The sequence below is a fragment of the Desulfovibrio sp. Fe33 genome, from assembly GCF_028532725.1.
GTDB lineage: Bacteria > Desulfobacterota > Desulfovibrionia > Desulfovibrionales > Desulfovibrionaceae > Pseudodesulfovibrio.
Map to the genome: position 1 here is coordinate 12082 of NZ_JAQKGU010000005.1, position 20012 is coordinate 32093.

19 protein-coding genes are annotated in these 20012 nt (G+C 61.7%); 16 read left to right on the forward strand and 3 right to left on the reverse strand.

Translation table 11 applies throughout. The features are described from left to right. Positions 1 to 112 precede the first annotated feature (112 nt). From PSN43_RS08205 to PSN43_RS08265, 13 genes are all read left to right on the forward strand, one after another. Positions 113 to 1075 carry a hypothetical protein gene (locus PSN43_RS08205; RefSeq protein WP_272700245.1) on the forward strand — a complete coding sequence of 321 codons (963 nt, stop codon included), beginning with the start codon at positions 113 to 115 and terminating at the stop codon, positions 1073 to 1075. Continuing rightward, positions 1068 to 2177 carry an SPL family radical SAM protein gene (locus PSN43_RS08210; protein ID WP_272700246.1) on the forward strand — a complete coding sequence of 370 codons (1110 nt, stop codon included), beginning with the start codon at positions 1068 to 1070 and terminating at the stop codon, positions 2175 to 2177. Before PSN43_RS08205 ends, PSN43_RS08210 begins: the two co-directional genes overlap by 8 nt. A 182-nt stretch (positions 2178 to 2359) precedes the next feature. Further along, entirely contained in the window at positions 2360 to 3154 is a 795-nt protein-coding gene (gene rpsB / locus PSN43_RS08215) for a 30S ribosomal protein S2 (protein WP_272700247.1), read from the forward strand. Between the two features lie 2 nt (positions 3155 to 3156). Continuing rightward, on the forward strand, positions 3157 to 3966 hold the full coding sequence (gene tsf / locus PSN43_RS08220) for a translation elongation factor Ts (RefSeq protein ID WP_272700248.1): 810 nt from the start codon (positions 3157 to 3159) through the stop codon (positions 3964 to 3966). 114 nt (positions 3967 to 4080) lie between these two features. Beyond that, complete coding sequence (gene pyrH / locus PSN43_RS08225) at positions 4081 to 4800, forward strand: UMP kinase (RefSeq protein ID WP_272700249.1); 720 nt, start codon at positions 4081 to 4083, stop codon at positions 4798 to 4800. A gap of 1 nt (position 4801) precedes the next feature. After that, complete coding sequence (gene frr, locus PSN43_RS08230) at positions 4802 to 5356, forward strand: ribosome recycling factor (protein ID WP_272700250.1); 555 nt, start codon at positions 4802 to 4804, stop codon at positions 5354 to 5356. Positions 5357 to 5376: 20 nt separating this feature from the next. After that, on the forward strand, positions 5377 to 6084 hold the full coding sequence (gene uppS / locus PSN43_RS08235) for a polyprenyl diphosphate synthase (RefSeq protein WP_272700433.1): 708 nt from the start codon (positions 5377 to 5379) through the stop codon (positions 6082 to 6084). A gap of 101 nt (positions 6085 to 6185) precedes the next feature. Continuing rightward, positions 6186 to 6995 (forward strand): phosphatidate cytidylyltransferase, encoded by an 810-nt coding sequence (locus tag PSN43_RS08240; protein WP_272700251.1) that lies wholly within the window; start codon positions 6186 to 6188, stop codon positions 6993 to 6995. A gap of 15 nt (positions 6996 to 7010) precedes the next feature. Continuing rightward, positions 7011 to 8213 (forward strand): 1-deoxy-D-xylulose-5-phosphate reductoisomerase, encoded by a 1203-nt coding sequence (gene dxr, locus PSN43_RS08245; RefSeq protein WP_272700252.1) that lies wholly within the window; start codon positions 7011 to 7013, stop codon positions 8211 to 8213. Positions 8214 to 8286: 73 nt separating this feature from the next. Beyond that, entirely contained in the window at positions 8287 to 9345 is a 1059-nt protein-coding gene (rseP, locus tag PSN43_RS08250) for an RIP metalloprotease RseP (protein ID WP_272700253.1), read from the forward strand. 14 nt (positions 9346 to 9359) lie between these two features. After that, entirely contained in the window at positions 9360 to 10142 is a 783-nt protein-coding gene (tsaB, locus tag PSN43_RS08255) for a tRNA (adenosine(37)-N6)-threonylcarbamoyltransferase complex dimerization subunit type 1 TsaB (protein WP_272700254.1), read from the forward strand. Positions 10143 to 10190: 48 nt separating this feature from the next. After that, positions 10191 to 11771 (forward strand): hydantoinase B/oxoprolinase family protein, encoded by a 1581-nt coding sequence (locus PSN43_RS08260; protein WP_272700255.1) that lies wholly within the window; start codon positions 10191 to 10193, stop codon positions 11769 to 11771. Between the two features lie 97 nt (positions 11772 to 11868). Further along, positions 11869 to 12309, forward strand: a complete 441-nt coding sequence (locus PSN43_RS08265; RefSeq protein WP_272700256.1) for an arsenate reductase ArsC — start codon at positions 11869 to 11871, stop codon at positions 12307 to 12309. Positions 12310 to 12793: 484 nt separating this feature from the next. On the opposite strand, the gene dnaA is transcribed toward PSN43_RS08265, so the two are convergent. The 3 genes from dnaA to PSN43_RS08280 all read right to left on the reverse strand — a co-directional run bounded on the left by dnaA (position 12794) and on the right by PSN43_RS08280 (position 16119). Next, a complete protein-coding gene (dnaA, locus tag PSN43_RS08270; RefSeq protein ID WP_272700257.1) occupies positions 12794 to 14155 on the reverse strand; it encodes a chromosomal replication initiator protein DnaA in 1362 nt (453 codons plus the stop codon). A 607-nt stretch (positions 14156 to 14762) separates the two neighbouring features. After that, positions 14763 to 15500, reverse strand: a complete 738-nt coding sequence (thyX, locus tag PSN43_RS08275) for an FAD-dependent thymidylate synthase (RefSeq protein WP_272700258.1) — start codon at positions 15498 to 15500, stop codon at positions 14763 to 14765. 91 nt (positions 15501 to 15591) lie between these two features. Further along, positions 15592 to 16119, reverse strand: a complete 528-nt coding sequence (locus PSN43_RS08280) for a hypothetical protein (RefSeq protein WP_272700259.1) — start codon at positions 16117 to 16119, stop codon at positions 15592 to 15594. A gap of 85 nt (positions 16120 to 16204) precedes the next feature. On the opposite strand from PSN43_RS08280, the gene PSN43_RS08285 reads away from it, so the two are divergent. The 3 genes from PSN43_RS08285 to PSN43_RS08295 all read left to right on the forward strand — a co-directional run bounded on the left by PSN43_RS08285 (position 16205) and on the right by PSN43_RS08295 (position 19817). Next, on the forward strand, positions 16205 to 17191 hold the full coding sequence (locus PSN43_RS08285) for a zinc dependent phospholipase C family protein (protein WP_272700260.1): 987 nt from the start codon (positions 16205 to 16207) through the stop codon (positions 17189 to 17191). A 68-nt stretch (positions 17192 to 17259) separates the two neighbouring features. Then, on the forward strand, positions 17260 to 18033 hold the full coding sequence (locus PSN43_RS08290) for a hypothetical protein (protein WP_272700261.1): 774 nt from the start codon (positions 17260 to 17262) through the stop codon (positions 18031 to 18033). Between the two features lie 110 nt (positions 18034 to 18143). Continuing rightward, the gene (locus tag PSN43_RS08295) at positions 18144 to 19817 is read left to right on the forward strand and encodes a CgeB family protein (protein WP_272700262.1); all 1674 of its coding nucleotides are present in this window, start codon (positions 18144 to 18146) and stop codon (positions 19815 to 19817) included. Positions 19818 to 20012 lie beyond the last annotated feature (195 nt).

Consider the following 20012-nt stretch of genomic DNA (forward strand, 5'->3'; position numbering starts at 1 on the left):
TAAACACTTGAAATACAGTCACTTTTTTACAAGCTTCGCCTTAAAATACCCTCTTTCGCAAACAATATCAATCCGTTGAAGCGACAAAGAGAGAAACTTTCAGGAGTCCGCATTGCATCTGACAAACGAGATTTTCACGGCCTCTGCCGAGGCCGTCCGGGCCGGGGGCAGCCATTTGTTCTGGGCCGACAATATTACGGAATCACTTCGAAAATCCCTTGAGGAAATAGGACAGTCCGCGCCGATCCTGGTCCATGCGGGGAGCAACGGGCTGGAACTGGCTGCGGGCGCGGCCCGGCTGGCCGTTCTGACGGAACTCGACAGGCCCGTCCTGGCCCGCATGGTCGAAGACGCGGACGCGGTGGGGCTCGGCCTGCTCTACCTGGCCGACAACGCCCATCGCGAGCTCGACGACGCCATGCGCTTCAAGGCGTTGCAGTATTTCGCCCCGCTCATGGACGCCGAAACCCTGGAACGCGACATCCTGCCCCGCCTCGGGGTTCGGCCGAAATCCAAGGACGCCCGGTCGCTCATGGACTGGCTCAAAATGCCCGCCGAGTGGCAGGCGCTGCTGGGCCGGGGATTCCTGCCGCTTGCCGCGGGAACGATTCTCGGGCGCATGTCAGACGCCGACCGCGATGCGGTCCTGCCGCTGTTCTCAGCCATGTCCTGGTCCCGGTCCAACGCGGTCAACCTGCTGACCTGGCTTTTCGAGACCGGACAGATGGCGGGATGTCCTGTGGCGGAGGTCATGGCCCGCGCCGGGATGGACGACATCCTCGGCCAGGGACTTTCGCCCAAGGACGCCATCGCGCGACTCTGCGCCGCGGCCCGGCAGGTACGATACCCCGAGCTGACCCGCCTGCGCGGCCGGTTCGACGCTGCGGCGCGGACCGTTACGGGCGGGACATCCTGGAAGTTGGTCCAGCCGGACAGTTTCGAAACCGACGGCGCGGAGTTGTCCGTGCGGATCGCCGACAGAGGCCGGCTCGCCAGGGCCATCGAGGAACTGCGGGCCATGGCCGACTCTCCGGCCTGGGAAGCCGTTTTCAATCCGGGCGGCAACGATGAATAGTCTGCCCGCCCACCTGAGCAAAATCGGCCAAGTATTCGTGGACGAGTCCATGACGGACGCCCCGATGGTCAAACGCGTCCGCGAACGGCTGGCCGACGGCGGCAAGGCGGACATTCCCTGGACCGTGGTTGCGCCGGATCAGGACAGGGTGAGCTTCGAACAAGGCGAAACCCAGGCCCTGTATCTCAAGGAATACAAGGGGAAATTCCTTCGGTTTTGTCCCGGCACCCGCGCCTACCACTGTTGCGGCTACCGGATCATCCATATCGGCGAGAACTGCCCCATGGCCTGTTCCTACTGCATCCTCCAGGCGTATTTCCAGGACCGGATGCTCAAGATATGGGCCAATCAGGACGACCTGTTCAGGGAATTGGCCGACGGATTCGGCACGGACCGATCCACCCGCTTCCGGGTGGGCACCGGTGAATTCACCGACTCCCTGGCCCTGGAACACCTGACCGGCTACAGCCGCGACCTGGTGCGTTTCCTGGAAGACTACGAAAATGTGGTGCTGGAGCTGAAATCCAAGGTGGTGGACCTCTCCTGGATGGAGGGAACCACGCGCACGGACCGCGTCCTGCCCGCATGGTCCCTGAACGCCCCGTTCGTCAACGAGCACGAGGAGTTCGGCGTGTCGACCTTGACGGAGCGGCTGGAGGCGGCGCGGACCTGCGCCGAGGCGGGTTTCAAGGTATGCCTGCACTTCGACCCGATCATCCGTTTCGACGGCTGGCGCGACGGCTATGCGGAGATCATCGACCGCATCTTCGACTATGTCAGGCCGGAGCAGATCGCCTACATGTCTCTCGGCTCCTTCCGCTGTATGCCCCAGCTTACGCCGATCATCGAGGACAAGTTCCCGGAAACCACGTACATCTATAATGAGTTTGTTCCCGGCCTGGACGGCAAGGCGCGGCTGCTGCGCCCCCTGCGCGTCGAACAGTTCAAGTTCATGGTCGACAGGCTGCGCGCCCACGGCATGGAGGAACAGCTCTACTTCTGCATGGAGTCGACCGGCGTGTGGCGCGAAGTTTTCGGCTATGCGCCCCAGGATTTCGGGGGACTGGGAAAACGGCTCATGAATCGCGCTTTCGGCGAGTGACGACGGCCGCGGGAAGCTTACAAACCGGGAAAAAACGCGTTTTCCCCCTTGCCAACCGCGGAACAATGCGTTAACTACCCCCGACTTTAAATTCACACATCCCGCCCATAACTCCGGGTGGCCCGTGATGGCACGAGCTCCTTACAGGACCGCGGGATGGACGAAAAACCCAGGAGATCATCATGGCTTACGTTACTATGAAGCAGATGCTGGAGACCGGCGTCCACTTCGGACACCAGACCCGCCGTTGGAACCCCAAAATGCGCCCCTACATCTTCGGCGCCCGCAACGGCATCCACATCATGGACCTGCAGCAGACCGTCAAGATGTTTGCCACCGCCCATGACTTCATCGTCAACACCGTCGCCAAGGGCGGCAAGGTCCTGTTCATCGGCACCAAGCGCCAGGCTCAGGAATCCGTCAAGGCCGAGGCCGAGCGCGCCGGCATGTACTACGTCACCCACCGCTGGATGGGCGGCACCCTGACCAACTTCCAGACCATCAAGCGTTCCATCGACCGCCTGAAGACCCTCGAGCAGATGTTCGAGGACGGTTCCATCTCCCGCTACACCAAGAAGGAAGCAGTGGGCATGAACCGTGAGATCAAAAAGCTGAACCTGGCTCTGGGCGGCATCAAGGACATGACCGAAGCCCCTCAGGCCGTTTTCGTCATCGATCCCAAGCGCGAGCAGATCGCCATTCAGGAATGCCGCAAGCTCGGCATCCCCGTTGTCGCCGTGGTTGACTCCAACTGCGATCCCGACATGGTGGACTACATCATCCCCGGCAACGACGACGCCATCCGCGCCATCAAGCTGTTCGCCACCCATATGGCCGACGCCTGCACCGAGGGCAGCGCCATGCAGAAGGACTTCGCCTCCAAGGCCGAAGCCGCAGCCAAGGACGTGACCGCTCCCGCCGAGCAACCCGAAGAGAAGGCCGAAGCTACCGCCGAGGCCGCTACCGAGGAGAACTAATAATGTCGATTTCTGCTGCACAAGTTAAGGCCCTGCGCGAAAAGACCGGCGCCGGCATGATGGATTGCAAGAAGGCCCTTGCCGAGTCCGGAGGGGACGAGGAAAAGGCCGTCATGTACCTTCGCGAGAAGGGTCTGTCCAAGGCCGCCAAGAAAGCCGGACGCGCCACTTCCGAAGGCCTGATCACTCCCTACGTTTCCGCTGACGGCAAGACCGCCGTCATCTCCGAGCTCCTCTGCGAGACCGACTTCGTCGCCAAGGGCGACGACTTCCAGGCTTTCGCCCAGGCTCTGTCCGAGAAGATCGCCGGTCTGGACGTGACCTCCGGCGACGCCTCCGCCCTGCCCGAGGAAGTGACCGACGTCACCGACCTCATCGCCAAACTCGGCGAGAACATGGGCGTGGGCCGCTTCGCCAAGGTTTCCACCGACGGCGTGCTCGGCGTGTACATCCACTCCAACAACAAGCTGGGCTCCATTGTCGAGCTGACCGGCACCGACGACGTCGAAGTGGCCAAGGACGTGGCCATGCACGTGGCCGCCATGAACCCGGCCTGCATCACCTCCGACGAACTCCCGGCCGATATCCTGGAAAAGGAAAAGGCCCTGTACCTCAAGCAGGCCATGGACGAGGGCAAGCCCGAAGCCATCGCCGAGAAGATCGTTTCCGGCCGCCTGCACAAGTTCTACAAGGACGTTTGCCTGGTCGAACAGGCCTTCATCAAGGACGACAAGCAGACCATCAAGCAGATCCTCAAAGGCGGCGCCGTCGCCAGTTTTTACCGACTGGCTCTCGGTGAAAAGGCCGAGTAACCGAACTGCCGAAAAAATGAAAACGGGCCTCACGGCCCGTTTTTTTTGTCCGGAAAACATGCTATCGCCTTTTGGCGAGATCGTATCGCAACCATTCGACACCCAGGGGTAACAATGACCAAGACGCGTTATTCGCGGATTTTATTGAAACTGAGCGGCGAAGCTCTTGCCGGTGAACAGCAGTTCGGCATCGATCCGAGCGCCATCGGCCAGTTTGCCAAAGAGATTGCCGAGGTGGCCGCCACCGGCCTGCAGATGGCGCTCGTCATCGGCGGAGGCAACATCTTTCGCGGCATGGCGGCCTCGGCCAAGGGCATGGACCGCGCCCAGGGCGACTACATGGGCATGTTGGCCACCGTCATGAACGCCTTGGCCGTTCAGGACGCGCTGGAGAAAAACGGCTGCGACACCCGGGTCATGACTGCACTGTCCATGGCCGACGTCGCCGAACCGTACATCCGCCGCCGTGCGCTCAGGCACATGGACAAGGGCCGGGTGGTCATCTGTGCCGCCGGGACCGGCAACCCCTACTTCACTACGGACTCGGCCGCCGCCCTGCGGGCGCTCGAGCTCAAATGCGACGCCATTTTCAAGGCCACCAAGGTTGACGGCGTATACGACAAGGACCCCGCCAAATACGACGACGCGGTCAAATATGAAACGGTCTCGTACATGGAGACCCTGGAAAAGCGTCTGGGCGTCATGGACTCCACCGCCATTTCCATGGCCAGAGACAACAACCTGCCGATCATCGTCTTCAACCTCCACAAGGAAGGCAATATCCGCAGGGCCGCCAACGGTGAAAACATCGGAACGACTGTTCAAGGAGACTAACATGCAAACCGTACTGAACGACGGCAAAAAAAGAATGGCCGGGGCCATCGGCTCCCTTGAAAAAGAATTCGGCAAGCTGCGCACGGGCCGCGCCACCACCGCCTTGGTGGATTCCATCCAGGTGGACTACTACGGCACGCCCACTCCCATCAGCCAGCTTTCCTCCGTATCCGTGCCCGACTCCAAGACCATCACCATTCAGCCTTGGGACAAGGGCGCGTTCGGTGCCGTGGAAAAGGCCATCCAGAGCTCCGATCTGGGCCTGAATCCGGTCAACGACGGCAAGATCATCCGCATCGCCATCCCGCCCCTGACCGAAGAGCGCCGCAAGGAGCTCGTCAAGGTGGCCAAGAAATACACCGAAGACGCCAAGATCGCCCTCCGCAACGTGCGACGCGACATGAACGACATCCTCAAGAAGATGGAAAAGGACAAGGAAATCTCCGAAGATGATCTGCGCCGTAGTGAAGGCGACGTCCAGAAGATGACCGACGAATACGTCAAGAAGGCCGACGAAGTCATGGCCGCCAAGGAAAAAGAAATCCTCGAAATCTAACGGGACATTCCTTGAGCAACATGCATATCCCCACCCATATAGCCATCATCATGGATGGTAACGGCAGGTGGGCCAAACAGCGCGGGCTGCAGCGTTCCGAAGGCCATAGGGCCGGGACCGAGGCGGCCCGCGCCGTGGTCACCCGCTGCCGCGAGCTCGGCGTTCGCCACCTGACCCTGTACACCTTCTCCAAGGAAAACTGGTCCCGCCCCAAAGACGAGATCAAGACGCTCTTCGACCTCCTGACCACTTTCCTGAAGCGGGAGGAGGCGGGCCTCAAGGAACAGGGCATCCGTCTCAACGTCCTGGGCGAAATCGACGACATGCCCTTGGCGGTCCGTCAGGTGCTCAGGCACGTCATGCGCCAAACCGCAACGTGTTCGGAAATGACCCTCAATCTGGCCCTGAACTACTCGGGCCGGGAGGAGATCGTCCGCGCGGCCCGGAATCTGGCCGCCAAAGGGGTTCCCCCCGAAGCGATCACCGAGGAAACCTTCGCCGCAGAGTTGTGGACCGGAGGCCAGCCCGACCCGGATTTGGTCATCCGCACCAGCGGAGAACTGCGCCTGTCGAACTACCTCCTCTTCCAGTCTGCCTACGCGGAATTCTACTTCACGGATATCTACTGGCCGGACTTTACCCCGTCCGAGCTGGACAAGGCCATCGAAGACCTGAACGGCCGCCAACGACGCTTCGGCAAAACGGGGGAACAGGTGGACAATGCATAGCCGCCTATGGGCGGCCCTCCCTGTTGCCCCCGCCCGGCAAATAGCGTAGAGGGAATGGATTCACCTGAATCCGAAAACATCACTAACCGCTGAATTCACCTATGGAAAACTCCCCTCACAAGCAACGAATCGCCACCAGCGCCGTCCTGGCAATACTCCCGGCTCTCGCCCTGTTCTTCCAGGGATGGGTTCTCTTCGCGGTTCTCGCCCTGTTCAGTGTCCTGACCCTGTGGGAGTTCTACTCCATGTTCCGGCCCGTGCAGTCCATGACCGCATTCAAAGCGCTGGGAGCCGCCTGCACCTTTCTGCTCATGTGGGCCTACACCACCAACGACCTTCGCTATCCGGCCATCACCATGGCGCTGGCCTTCTGGGCTTCGGCCATGATCTTCCTGCTGCGATACAACAAGGACGTGGCAGCATCGTACCGCCACGCGGCGATCTTCCTGGCCGGCCTGTTCTACATCCCGCTGAATTTACATTTCTTTCTCCAATACAACAGGTTTGAAATCCTGCTGGTTCTGGGGGCGGCCGTGGTTTCCGACACCGCCGCCTTCTATGCCGGGACCTTGTTCGGAAAGCGCAAGATATGGCCTCGCATCAGTCCCAAAAAGTCATGGGCCGGTTCCATCGGCGGACTGTGCGCATGTACCGCCGCCACCCTGGTTTGGGGCCTGATTTTCGGCCTGCCCGACGTGGCTTGGTGGAAATGGCTTCTGCTCGGCGCGGCCCTGAACGTCGCCGCCCAATTCGGCGACTTCTTCGAGTCCGCTTTGAAGCGCTCCCTGGACATCAAGGACTCCGGGGTCATTCTCCCCGGCCACGGCGGTCTGCTTGACCGGGTCGACAGCCTGCTCTTCGTCACCCCCTGCTACGGACTGATCTCCATGTTCCAGCCCTTCTTCGCCTAGTTCCGGGACCACCCCATGAAAACCTACATCTCTCCCTGGCCCGCATCGGTCGCCACTCCGCCCTTCCCGCGCAGGCTCGCCATTCTCGGGGCCACGGGCTCCATCGGCGACTCCGCACTCAAGGTGGTGGGCAAGCACCCCGAGCGGTTTACGGTCAAGGCGCTGGCGGGCGGACGCAACGGCCGCAAGCTGGCGGAACTGTGCGCCCGGTTCCGGCCCGAATACGCGGCCGTGCTGACCGACGATGCCCGACACGAATTTCTCGACAACCTGCCCGTCGGCTACGCCCCCGAACTGCTGGTCGGCCCCGACGCGTACATCCGGCTGGCCGTCATGGACGATGTGGATATGGTCCTCTCCTCCATCGTGGGAGCGGCCGGATTCGCCCCGACCCTGGCTGCGGCCGAAACAGGCAAAATGATCGCCTTGGCCAACAAGGAATCCCTGGTTCTGGGCGGCCACCTTATCCGGGAAGCCTGCCGCAGGACCGGGGCGGTGATCCTGCCCGTGGACTCCGAGCACAACGCCCTGTTCCAGGGGTTGGCGGGGCACGGCAAGGACGAAGAGCTGAGGCGGCTGATCCTGACGGCTTCCGGCGGACCGTTCCGAGGCAAAAGCCGCGCGTTCCTCGAAACAGTCTCCCGCGATCAGGCTCTTGCCCATCCGAACTGGAACATGGGCGCGAAAATTTCCATCGACTCGGCCACCCTGATGAACAAGGGGCTCGAACTTATCGAGGCCTGCCATCTCTACGGCCTGCCGCCCGAGATGGTGGACGTGGTGGTTCATCCCCAGTCCATCGTCCACTCCCTGGTCGAGTACGTCGACGGCTCCCAACTGGCCCACATGGGCAACCCCGACATGCAGGTGCCCATCGCCCACTGCCTCTGCTACCCCGAGCGGGTCACGGTGGACGTCCCCCGGCTCCAACTGGCCTCGGTGGGCACACTGACCTTCGAGGAACCCGACCTGGACGCCTTCCCCTGCCTGCGGCTGGCCCGCGAAGCCTTCGACGCCGGACCGAGCCACCCCATCGTGCTCAATGCGGCCAACGAAATCGCCGTGGACGCCTTCCTGAACGAACGCATCGGATTCACCGACATCCCTGCCATAATCGAAGCCGGACTTGACCGCCACGCCCCTGTGGACGTATCCACGCCGGAGGCGGTGCTGGCCCTCGATCGGGAGGTCCGGCGGGAAACCGAGGCGCGCCTCTAGCCAGCCATCCGAAAATGGTTATAGTTATCGGAGCCGCACGCTTTTTTCACCAACGCGGCGACACGAGGAATACATGATCACGAGCACCATCGCCATTGTCCTGGTACTGGGCGGACTTATCTTCTTTCACGAGCTCGGCCACTTCGTAGTGGCCCGGATATTCGGCATGGGGGTCAAGGCCTTCTCGCTGGGCTTCGGGCCGAAGCTGGCGGGCTTCACCTCGGGCAAGACCGACTACAAGATTTCCATCATCCCCCTGGGCGGCTATGTGGCCCTGGCCGGTGAGCAGGGCGAGGAGGAATCCGATTTCCCCGATGACCAGCTCTTCCAGAACCGCCCGGCCTGGCAACGCCTTTGCGTGGTGGCCGCCGGTCCGTTCTTCAATTTCCTGCTGGCCTTCCTGATCTACTGGTTCCTGGCCCTGGCCCAGGGACAGGCCGTCATGCTGCCCGTGGTGGGCGGCGTCCTGCCCGACTCCCCCGCGGCCGAGGCCGGATTCGTCAAGGACGACGTCGTTACGGCCATTGACGGCGTTCCCGTAAAATCCTGGACGCAGATGGTCGAAACCATCCGCGCCGCCGAAGGCAAACCCCTCTCCGTAGTGGTGGACAGGACCGGCGAAACGCTGACCCTGACCGTCACCCCCCAGGTGAACACCTTCAAGAACCTGTTCGGCGAAGACGTAACCGTCCCCATGGTCGGCATCAACCAGGCCGGACAGATGCGCTACGAGCCCATCGACGGCCTCGGCATCTGGCCCGCCCTGGCCCATACCTGGTACATGTCCGAAGTGGTGGTGAAGGGATTCGTCTCCATCATCGAGCGGCTCATCCCCGTGGAATCCGTCGGCGGGCCGATCATGCTCGCTCAAATGGTCCACCAGTCGGCCCAAAACGGCTTCTTCGACCTGCTCGGCATGATGGCGCTCATCTCCATCAACCTGGCGATCATCAACCTGCTGCCCATTCCCGTCCTGGACGGCGGGCACATCCTTTTCTTCGGGCTGGAGATCATCTTCCGCAGGCCGCTCAGCGACCGCTGGAAAGCCATGTCCATGCGCGTGGGGCTGCTCGTGCTGCTCCTGCTCATGTCCCTGGCCATCTTCAACGACGTGCGCCGACTCCTGGGCTAGGACCATCCATGGCCATGCCCAAAACCACAACGCCCCACGATCTTACCCTGGTTCTGGCGGGGGCCGAGGAACGGCTTCAGCTCGTGCTGGGCCAACCCGGTCCCGACGGCGACTGGCTGCTCGCCTCCCGTCAGTGGACCGTGCCAGGCCAGTCCGTGCGGTTCCTCGTACCGGGACTCCAGTCCGTGCTTGATGAATTCGGACTGACTACGAAGGCGCTCGCCCGCATTGCCTGCGTACGCGGCCCCGGCAGCTTCACCGGCCTGCGCCTGGTTTTGGCCGCGGCCGAAGGGCTGGCCGCCGGGCTGGGCATCCCCCTGGCCGGAATCGATTACCTGCCCCTGCTGGCCTCCGGCCCCGGACCGTTGCTCGACGGGCCGCTTCACGTCCTGACGTACGCCCGGCGAGGACTGGTCTACATGCAGTCCTTCCATTGCCCGGACCTGACGGAGACAGCCCCGCTGGACGCCCTGTCCCTCGAACAGGCCGCTTCGCGCATGACCGAGTTCGGTCCAATGGCCCATCTCATGGGCACCGGCCTGCGCAAGAACGCCGCGTTCTTCGAGGAACTCGCCGGGACCAACCCCGGCTACGTCCTGCTCGACCCGGCCTTCGACAACCCTGCGCCGGAACGTCTCCTGATCGCAGCGAATCAAGCCGATTTTTCCAGCGAGTCCATTGATCCCGTCTACGTCCGCCCCTCCGACGCCGAGGCCAACCTGGACCAGATCGCGGCCAAACGCGGCCTGAATCCGGATGAAGCGCGCCGGAAACTCGAAGCCCTGCGCAAGGCATAAACCGGGAAAGAGGTTGCCGGACCGACCGGCTTGCGGCTAGTCTTCGGTATGCAGACCAATCCCATCCTCCTGGAAGTCTTCAAAAACCGCTTCTCCTCCATTGCCGAGGAGATGGGCGTCACCCTGACCCACACGGCTTTTTCACCTAATATCAAGGAACGCCGAGACCTCTCCTGCGCGATCTTCGACGCGAAGGGCGACATGATCGCCCAAGCCGCACACATTCCGGTGCATCTCGGCTCCATGCCCCTGTCCGTCAAAGCCGCCATGACCGCCATGGAGGAACAAGGCGGATTCGCCCCAGGCGACATGGTCATGCTCAACGATCCCTTCAAGGGCGGCACACACCTGCCCGACATCACCATCGTGGCCCCGGTCTTCGCCCCGGAAACGGACGAACCAGTGTTCTTCGTCGCCAACCGCGCCCACCATGCGGACGTGGGCGGAATGTCCTCCGGCTCCATGCCCCTGTCCGTCTCCCTCTTCCAGGAGGGCCTGATAATCCCCCCGGTCCGCATCGTTCGGGACGGAAAGACGGACGCGGAGCTCATGCGCCTCATTCTCAACAACGTGCGCACCCCGCTTGAACGCGAAGGCGACTTCTCGGCGCAGTTCATGGCCAACATAACGGGAGTCCGACGCATGAACGAATGCATCGGGAAATACGGGCTCGACACCTGCGCCCACTACGGACGCGCCCTCATGGACTATTCCGAACGCATCACCCGGCAGGCGGTGTCCTCCATCCCGGACGGGACGTTCGACTTCGAGGACGTTCTCGAAGACGACGGCCAGGGCAACAAAGATATCGCCATCCGCCTGACCATGACCGTGGAAGGCGACCATGCCCGGCTGGACTTTTCCGCCAGCGGAGATCAGGTGCAAGGCGGCGTCAACGCGGTCAGAGCCATTACCCTGTCCGCCGTGCTGTATGTATTCCGCGCCCTGGCGGGACGCGACATCCCGGCCAATGCGGGATGTATGCGCCCGCTTGCCGTCATCACCCGGCCCGGCTCGGTGGTGGACGCGGCCTTCCCGGCCGCGGTGGCCGGCGGCAACGTTGAGACCTCCCAACGGCTGGTGGACGTACTCCTCGGCGCACTGTCCAAGGCCCTCCCCCAATCCATGCCCGCCGCCAGCCAGGGAACCATGAACAATCTGACCATCGGCGGCAGGGACGGAACCTCTCCCTTCGCCTACTACGAAACACTGGCGGGCGGCATGGGGGCAAGCCCGAGCCATGACGGCGAATCCGCCGTGCATTCGCACATGACCAATACCCTGAACACCCCGATAGAGGCCCTGGAGTACGCCTACCCCTTCCGGGTCCGGGAATACGCCATCCGGCGAGGCTCGGGCGGCCGAGGGCGGCACAACGGCGGCGACGGTCTGATCCGCGAATTGGAAATGCTTGCCGACGCCGAGATCACGGTCATTTCCGAACGACGCACACGCGGTCCCTTCGGCGTGAACGGCGGGCGATCCGGCTCTCCCGGCGTCAATGTCGTCATCAGCAGGGATGCCGCGCAAACGGAACCGGGCAAATTCCACCGTACCCTGCGCGCCGGAGACCGCATGCGCATGGAGACCCCGGGCGGCGGCGGATACGGCGAACCGAATGACGCCTGACGCGCCGTTACCGGAAAGTTGATACACTCCGGCCACCGGACCGTCCTACGCCCGTAACGTTGCAGAGCTAGAGCAATTCCCACAAGGAGTTGCCTACATGCCCCCCATACGCGTGCTCTTCATCTGTGTACACAACAGCGGAAGAAGCCAGATCGCCGAAGCCTTTCTGCGCAAATTCGGCCAGGACCGCTTCGAGGTCCAAAGCGCCGGGACCGCTCCCACCGCCATCAGCCCGCTGGTCTTGAACGTCATGCGCGAAGACGGCTTCGACCTCGCGAACAACGTCGCCAGCAACGTCCTCGCCCAGCTCCGCGGGAATCCGCCCTTCCACTACGTCATCAGCACTTGCGGTCCCGAGACCCTTTCAAGGCTTCCGCAGCTGCCATACGGCACCATCAGCCTCAGTTGGGCCTTTCCAGATCCCGAGCTCGTCACCGGGTCGCCCGAGGAGCAACGGTCCGCTGCCCGCGCCATCCGCGACGATATCCGCACCCAGGTCATCCGCTTCCTCCACGATGTGGCTTCGCCGCTCGGCTGACCCGGCGCAAGGGACCACTTCCCACTAGCTCCGTCCGCCGGAAGCGATCCGGCTACGCAGACGCCGCGCGCCGTTCTCCTACCCGGCGTCACCGGCCTCATGTCCACCGACGTTTTTGAGACACCTCCACGCATACTCCGCACATTAGATTCTTCCTTAAACGAAAATGAACCGGCGCACCCCAACGCCTAATAACCTTAACTTCCCGCTTTCGCGGCAGAACGCCGCGATGCGAAAAAAGAACGCGCCGAAGGCGCTCACAGGGGATGCAAGGGGGCGACCCCTTGCCCACCGGAGGCGAAATCACCCGACTAATCATGCGGAGCGGCTTTCAGCGCCTGATTTCTCTCTTCAGAAACTTAAAAGGGGCAATTCCCAAAAAAAAAGGCCGGTCTTGCGACCGGCCTGAAATATTCTCCCTCAGCGCGGCTCGACCATGTGACTGATGCCGAAGGCGTTGCCGGGAGAATATGCGGGGGGCGTATTACGGCGTGAGCCGCTGGGTGGTGTTCTCGATCTGCCGTCCCAGCGGCGTCTGAAGGGAAATTTCCCGCTCCACCTTGGTGATGCCCTTGAGCACGGTGGAATGTTTGCGGCCCAAACGTTCGCCGATGCATTTGAGCGACAGTTCAGTATGCTTCCTGGCCAGGTAGAAGGCGGTGTTGCGGGCCAGAACGATGTCGCGTTTGCGGCTCTTGGAACGCAGCTCATCTTCGGACAGGCCGTAGCATTTGCAGATAAACTGGATGATATGCGGGAAATCCGGAGAGGCGTTCTGCACCGCGTAGTTCTCGAGCACTTCCCAGGCCAGATTCATGGTCACGTCGCGATTGAGCAGACGCGCCTTGAGGACCAGGTTGTTCAGGCAGCTTTCCAACTGGCGAATGTCGGTGGTGATCCGCTCGGCCAGGAGCTCCGAGACCTCGACCGGCACGGTGACTTGCAAACGGCGCGCCTTGTCCAGAAGGATACGGCGGCGGGTTTCCATGTCCGGCCTGTTAATGTGCGCGAGGAAGCCCGAGCAGAAGCGCGAAACCAGGCGATCATCGACCTTGGAAAATTCCTTGGGCATGAACGAGCTGGTCAGGACCACCTTGGAGCCGCGATCGCGCAGGGCGTTGAGGGTGCAGAGCAGTTCTTCCTGCATCTTCTCCTTGCCCTGGAAAAAGTGGACGTCTTCAAGCAACAGGACGTCGAGGGACTCGCGGAACTGAGCCTTGAACTGATCCACCTGACCGGCCTTGAAGGCCAGCACCCAGCGGGTGGCGAACTCTTCAGAAGAAAGGCAGGCGACCTTGAGATGCTTGCGGTTGGACGTGCGGCAAAGCTCGTTGCCCACCGATTGCAGCAGATGCGTCTTGCCCAGCCCGGGACCGGAGCTGAGGAACAGATGATCGGAATTGAAGGCCGTGGAGCCGATGGACTTGCTGGCCGCGCAGGCGAGCTCGTTGGAGGGACCCACAACGAAATCATCGAAGGAGAACCGCCAATTGGAGACCGTCACGGGCTTGAGGCTCTGCCCGAGGGGCAGTCCCATATGCCGGGGGGCGCGCTCCGCGACGGCCGATTTTTTCCCGGCCGGGGAAACCACTTTCGCGCCGGGCTCCCGTGCTGCGATGTTGATGGTGATTCGGGGTTCCACGCCGAGAACTTCGGCCGCGGACTCGCGGATAACCTGGAGCAGGCGGTCGCGCACCCAGTTGGCCACGAACTCGTTGGGCGCGGTCAGGGTGAGACGATTGCCGTCCACGCGACCTTTCAGGGGTTTAATCCATACGGTGAAGAGACCAGCGTTGAGGCTCTTCTCAAGAGAGTAGAGTATTTGCTTCCAGGCAGTGTCGATCATGTTGAGGGAGATAATGTATCAGGGTGGAAGAAACAATTCGCATTATTCAATGAAACGCCAAAGACCGAAACAGATTATCGACAGTCTCTCAATCAGATAACATATTGTAATATATCTATTTATTTAAAAACCCACAGAGCGCCGCCGTTTCAGGCCCGGCCGGTTTGAAACATCGGCGTAACAAGGGTTTTCAGGGTCTCGAAGAAATCTAGAGTATCCACTTTTAAACAACTGTTGAAAATCTTTTCAACATGTTACAATCGCGATTTCGACAATTTCTTCATGATTTCACTATTTTTCGCATTCTTTATTTTCGATTTGCGACAACCTGTTTCCTACTCAATCGGGAGTAATTCAAGCCATATTGCTCTAACATATTGTAATAATTTAGAATAAAAAAATAACAATTATTACTGTATATGATAAACGTCTACAACCGACATTCCGATATTCCGTAAAACCCGCTAAGCGCAAGGGCTGACGGCGACCCGTTCGTTACGAACAGCTACAATGTTTCGAATTGATTAACATTTTTTCCAAAAAGGCTGAAACGGCAAGGAGGACAAGGCCTCCCGACGGCAGGAAAAAATCCCGGCCTATGGAAAAATCATCCATCGAGTTCGTGCCGCGTCGGGTATTTCCCGCAGGCGAATTTTGCTGATTCCGGGCAATATCCGAGCTGTTCGCAGCGCGCTCCACCGTTGGCGAAAATTGCGGGCAGCTTTTCCTTGCAGACGGCCAGCATCGCGTTGGCCATGGCCCGGACCTCCCACTGGGCGCGATTGCAGCAGCGCAAGTGGAAGAAGTGATGCAGGCTTCGGCAGTTCATGGTCATGACGATTTTTGTCTCGGCGGCCTGGGGCAGAACAAAGCGGGCGTCCTCGTTGGCCTTGGACTGACGCCCATGGGCCACCAGGATGTCCCGCAGGTCGGAGTATGCGCTTTGCACCTCGGCCATGAACGCCTCGAATCGTTCCTTGGCTTCCGGAATCTTAGCTATGGCGGGAGGCAGGATGTAGTCCATGTCGTTCTCGGCCACGTACCGCTGGCTTTGCTGGGAATAGGAAGCGATGCGGTGTCTGACCACCTGATGGGAACAGGCGCGGGAAATTCCCTCCACGGCGAAGGTCATGGACACATGCTCGATGGGACTGTCGTGTCCGGACTCCATGGTTTTGGATACGAAGTCCGCCTGGACCTGCGGGTCGATTTCTCCGGAAAGCAGCCGCGGCCACATGTCGGCCACGAACCCGGCGTGGTAGCACTGGCGAAACGCGGCGTAGATGAGGGACAGTGCATTGGGGGTCATGGACAGAAACTCGACCCTGAGTTGCTTTTCCGGCATGTCTTGGGCTCCAATTATATATGTAGGTAGGTGAAAAGGTGTCTCTGCTTACCGTAAACCGCCGGGGCTGTCACCAGCCTCCCGTGCGGCCCTAGTAGCCGATCTTCTCCATGGCGTCGTCCAGCAGGTCCTGCGGCTGTTCCGCCCCCTGCAGAATGAAATGAAGCACGCTGTAAAAGACGGGCTCCACTTCCGCAAGCCGGGCCGAAAGGCCGCGCCACAGTTCGTCGGCATCGGCGATTCCGTCGCGCTCGGCCACCCGCTTTGAAAGCAGATGGGTGTCGGCCATGAGATAAAAAACCTTGCCTGCGGAATGGATGAGCGGCCCGACTTCGGGAGCGTCGACAAGACGGTCTTCGAGGACGATGACCGCACCGCTCCCCCGCAACGCCTCGGCCGCGGCCTGCGCATCCTCCGGAACAATCGCGGACTTGCCGGTGCGTTCGGCCAGCAGACGGGCCAACTCGCGGCGTCCGGAACCGGGCAGTCCGAGCAGGATGACGTTGCCGGTCTCCTTCCACGGGTCCGCATAGTCTTCGCGCCGCTCGCCCCGGCCATACGCCTTGGCCGCACCGGCTTCCTCCACGGCATACTCTTCGTTAATAAGATATTTGGACATGTTCTCCTCGACCGTTTAATGTTTCTGTTGCCACGCGGACAGTATCAAGTAGGATGGTCGCAAGGCAAACCATAAACCGAACGCCATGCCCAAGGAACTGATTCACTTCAAAACAGCCGAAAAGACCGCGGCGAGACTTGCCGACACGCGTTTCGCGCCCGGCATCGCGGCCCGCCCCCAAGGACTGTTCCTCGGGGCCGTGTTTCATGACGCCCTGTTTTTCGGGGCCACGCCCCGCGCCCTGCCCATGGCCAAGATGGCTCACCGCATTCACGGGGCGAAAGGCGAAGACACACACGCTCTGCTCCGGCTCCAGGCCAGCCACGCAGCGACGGCTCCGGACCGCGATCTGGCTGCCGCCCTGCTCGTGGGCATGGCCTCCCACCTCTGGGCGGACACGGTCATGCATCCCATGGTCTGGCACCTGACAGGCGACTACTACGCCGCGTCGCGCCGCGAGAAGTCCCTGGCCCGTCAGCGCCACCGCGCCCTGGAATCGCTCATGGACATGACCGCCTGCCCGGAGATGATCGGCAGCCCCCTCTACCGTATACGCAACCTGCTCACAGCTCTCGGGCCGGCCCTATACACGGCCCTCCCCATGGCAGGACTGGCCGAGCTCGCCGACATCCGGGAAGCCAAGGCGGCCCCGGCGCTGGCCTCGGCCTTCGGCGTCTTCGCCCGCTTCCAGTCGCTTTTCCCGTCGAGCGGCCTGTCCAAGACCCTATTCGCGGCATCGGCATGGCTCCCGAACACCGCCAGGGAGATCGCGGCCCTGTTCTACTCGCCCCGCTGGCTGGATCAGGCCTATCGCATCCAGGGGCCCATCCGTTATCTTGATCCGGTCTCCGGCGATCCCCGGGAAGAAAGTCTGACCGAACTCATGGACCGCGCCGCGGATCAGGCCGCCAACCTTTGCCGCCGCCTTGAACCAGCGGTGTTCGATCGGGCCGAAGAAATCCTGCCCGAACCCGGCCCGTCCCTCGATTCGGGAAGACTGGGCGCCGGCACCAAGGACATGCGGCATTTGGCCGGAGACCCCTTTCCGACACTTCCGCGACATTTCCGCTGACGGGTTGCCCGGACAGCGGGAATGCAGTATGGTTTCCCAATAATTTCCATCCCCAACCAGGAGCCGAAATGAAAAAATACATCCTCATAGGCGCAGGCGTTCTCATTGCAGGCATCATCGCCGCCGTGGTGCTCATTATCCTCAACCTCGGCGGCCTGGTGAAAACCGCCGTTGAAGAGTTCGGCCCGCCCATCACCAAAACCGACGTCAGGCTCGGTTCCGCGGATATCTCCGTTCTTTCCGGATCGGGCACACTGTCCGATTTCTACCTGGGCAACCCGGAAGGATTCAAGATGCCCAGCGCCATCGAATGCGGAACCATCCGCGTCAAGGTGAACACCGACTCCCTGACCAAGGACAAGATCATCATTGAGGAAGTCTTCGTGGACAGCCCGGTCATCAGTTATGAAAAACGGGGCAACACCGACAACTTCCAGACCATCGTCAACAATATCAAGCAAACCGTGGCCAGCGAGAAGAAGCAGGACGCCGCGGCGAAGGATGAACAGGCGGGAGCCGGAAAGACGATCCAGATCAATGACTTCATCGTCCGCAACGGGAAAATCAACCTGGGCGGCTCCATGCTCGACGCCTTCGGAGACAAGGGCATGGGCATCGCTCTTCCCGACATCCACATGAAGGACATCGGCAAGGACAAGGAGACCACCCCGGCAGAGGCTTTCGCCCAGGTCCTCGGCGAAATGACCGGCGACGTCTCAGGCGCTGTGACCGAAGTCGGCAAGCAGCTCTCCAAGGCCCTCGGCAAGGCCGTTGAGGGAGCGGGCAAGGCCGGAGAATCCGTTGGCGGCGCCATCAAGGGGCTGTTCGGCGGGTCCGAATAAGACACGCCCCACAAAGCAGTCGCGGGCCGCTCCGGCAAAAGCCGGGGCGGCCCTTTTCGTCCGCGCCCGCCCTTGCCGGACACGCGGCAAATGCAGTACAAATCCCAATCATGCCTTCCATCCCGTACACGGCCGAACAGGTCTTCGATGACAAAACGCTCGCGGACCTGCGCATCCGCATCCAGGGAAAGACCTGGCACCTCTGGGGCCGGAGCGGCCTTGAGCGGGAATCCGAACTGGCCCGGGCCGTACCGGACAACAGCCTGCCCGTGCTCCTTGGCGCAGGGCTTGGACACTGCCTGGACCTGCTGCTTGAGCGGGGACTGCCCGTGGCTGTAGCGGACAAGGAGACCGGGTTGCTCGCCCTGACCAACGCCGTCGACGGCCGCGCACCCGACACCTGTCTTCATGTCGACGCCCCGGACCCGGCCCGCGCCCTGGACCGTCTGACGGCCTGGCGCGAGAAACACGGCGGCCGCCCTCTCGTTCCGGTGATCCTCCCTCTGTATCAGAGGCTCGACCGGGCATACTACGGCGCACTGGCCCAAATCCTCAAGGAAGGCGCGCCCACCGATTTCTGGTCATTGGCCCGATACCCGAAATTCCGGTCATCCCGGCCCCGCGCGCTCTTCCTCGACTCCGACTATTTCCTCTGCCGGGAAATCCAGGCGGCCCTGCAACGGCTGGACGTCCCGTGCCGCCCCCTGCGTCTGGACGATCGCGAGACCGGCAGCAGCCGATTCATCGAGAATCTGCTCAAGGCGGTAGTCGACTTCCGGCCGGACTTCGTCCTGACGGTCAACCACTTCGGCCTGGACCGCGAAGGCAAACTGGCCGGGCTGCTCGACGACCTCGGCCTGCCGCTCGCCTCCTGGTTCGTGGACAACCCGCACCTGATCCTCTTCGACTACGCCCACCCCGGCGCGGACAATACGGCCATCTTCACCTTCGATGCGGGCAACCTCGACGAGATGCTGAACAGGGGCTTCAAGCATGTGCATTACCTGCCCCTGGCCACGGACCCGCACAGATTTCATCCCAGCGCGGGCGCGGGGCTTCCTGAATGGAAAAGCGGGATATCCTTCGTGGGCAACTCCATGGCTAGGCCTGTCGCCCGAAGCCTTGCCCTTGCCGCCCTGCCCGCTTCACTGGCCGGAGAATACGAGGCCGTGGCCGCAGCGTTCGGCAATTCGGGCGAAACTTCGGTAGTTCGGTTCCTCAAAGCCGAGCGCCAGGACTGGCTCGACGCGCTGCACGGACTGCCCGCCCGCGAACAACGCTTGGCCGCCGAATCCCTGCTCACCTGGGAGGCCACACGGCAATACAGGCTGACCTGCGTGCGGGCCACCCTTCCCTATGCCCCGCTCATCGTCGGAGACGACGGATGGACCGGGCTCCTCGGAAAGTCCGAAGCGAAACTCCTGCCGCCTCTGGACTATTATAGGGACCTTCCGCGATTCTACCCGTGCTCCGAAATCAATTTCAACTGCACCAGCCGCCAGATGAAGGGCGCGGTCAACCAGCGGGTCTTCGACGTCCCGGCCTGCGGCGGGTTCCTCCTGACCGACCACCGCGAGCAGATGGAGGACCTCTTCGACCTGGATCGCGAAGCCGCGGTCTACCGTCGCGTGGAGGACATCCCCGCGACGGTGGAGCGATTCGCGGCCGACGAGACGGCACGGAAGAATATCGCCCAGGCCGCCCTGCGCCGCATTCTGGCCGAACACACCTACGAGAACCGCCTGAAAAAGCTCCTCTCGATCATGCGCGACACTTTCGGCTGATCCGCGCAACACACCGATTCCACGACACTTCCTCTCCGTCGCCCTGCATTCCGCCGCATCCCGGCGGCCCAGGCGGGCTTTGACGCGCCTTTTGGTCCGCCTTTTCCAGCACCCGCCGAAAAGTCCAGCCATATTCATGGAATACGGAATATAAAAATCGTTCATGAAGCCTAAAGTTTTTACAGCCATCGCCGA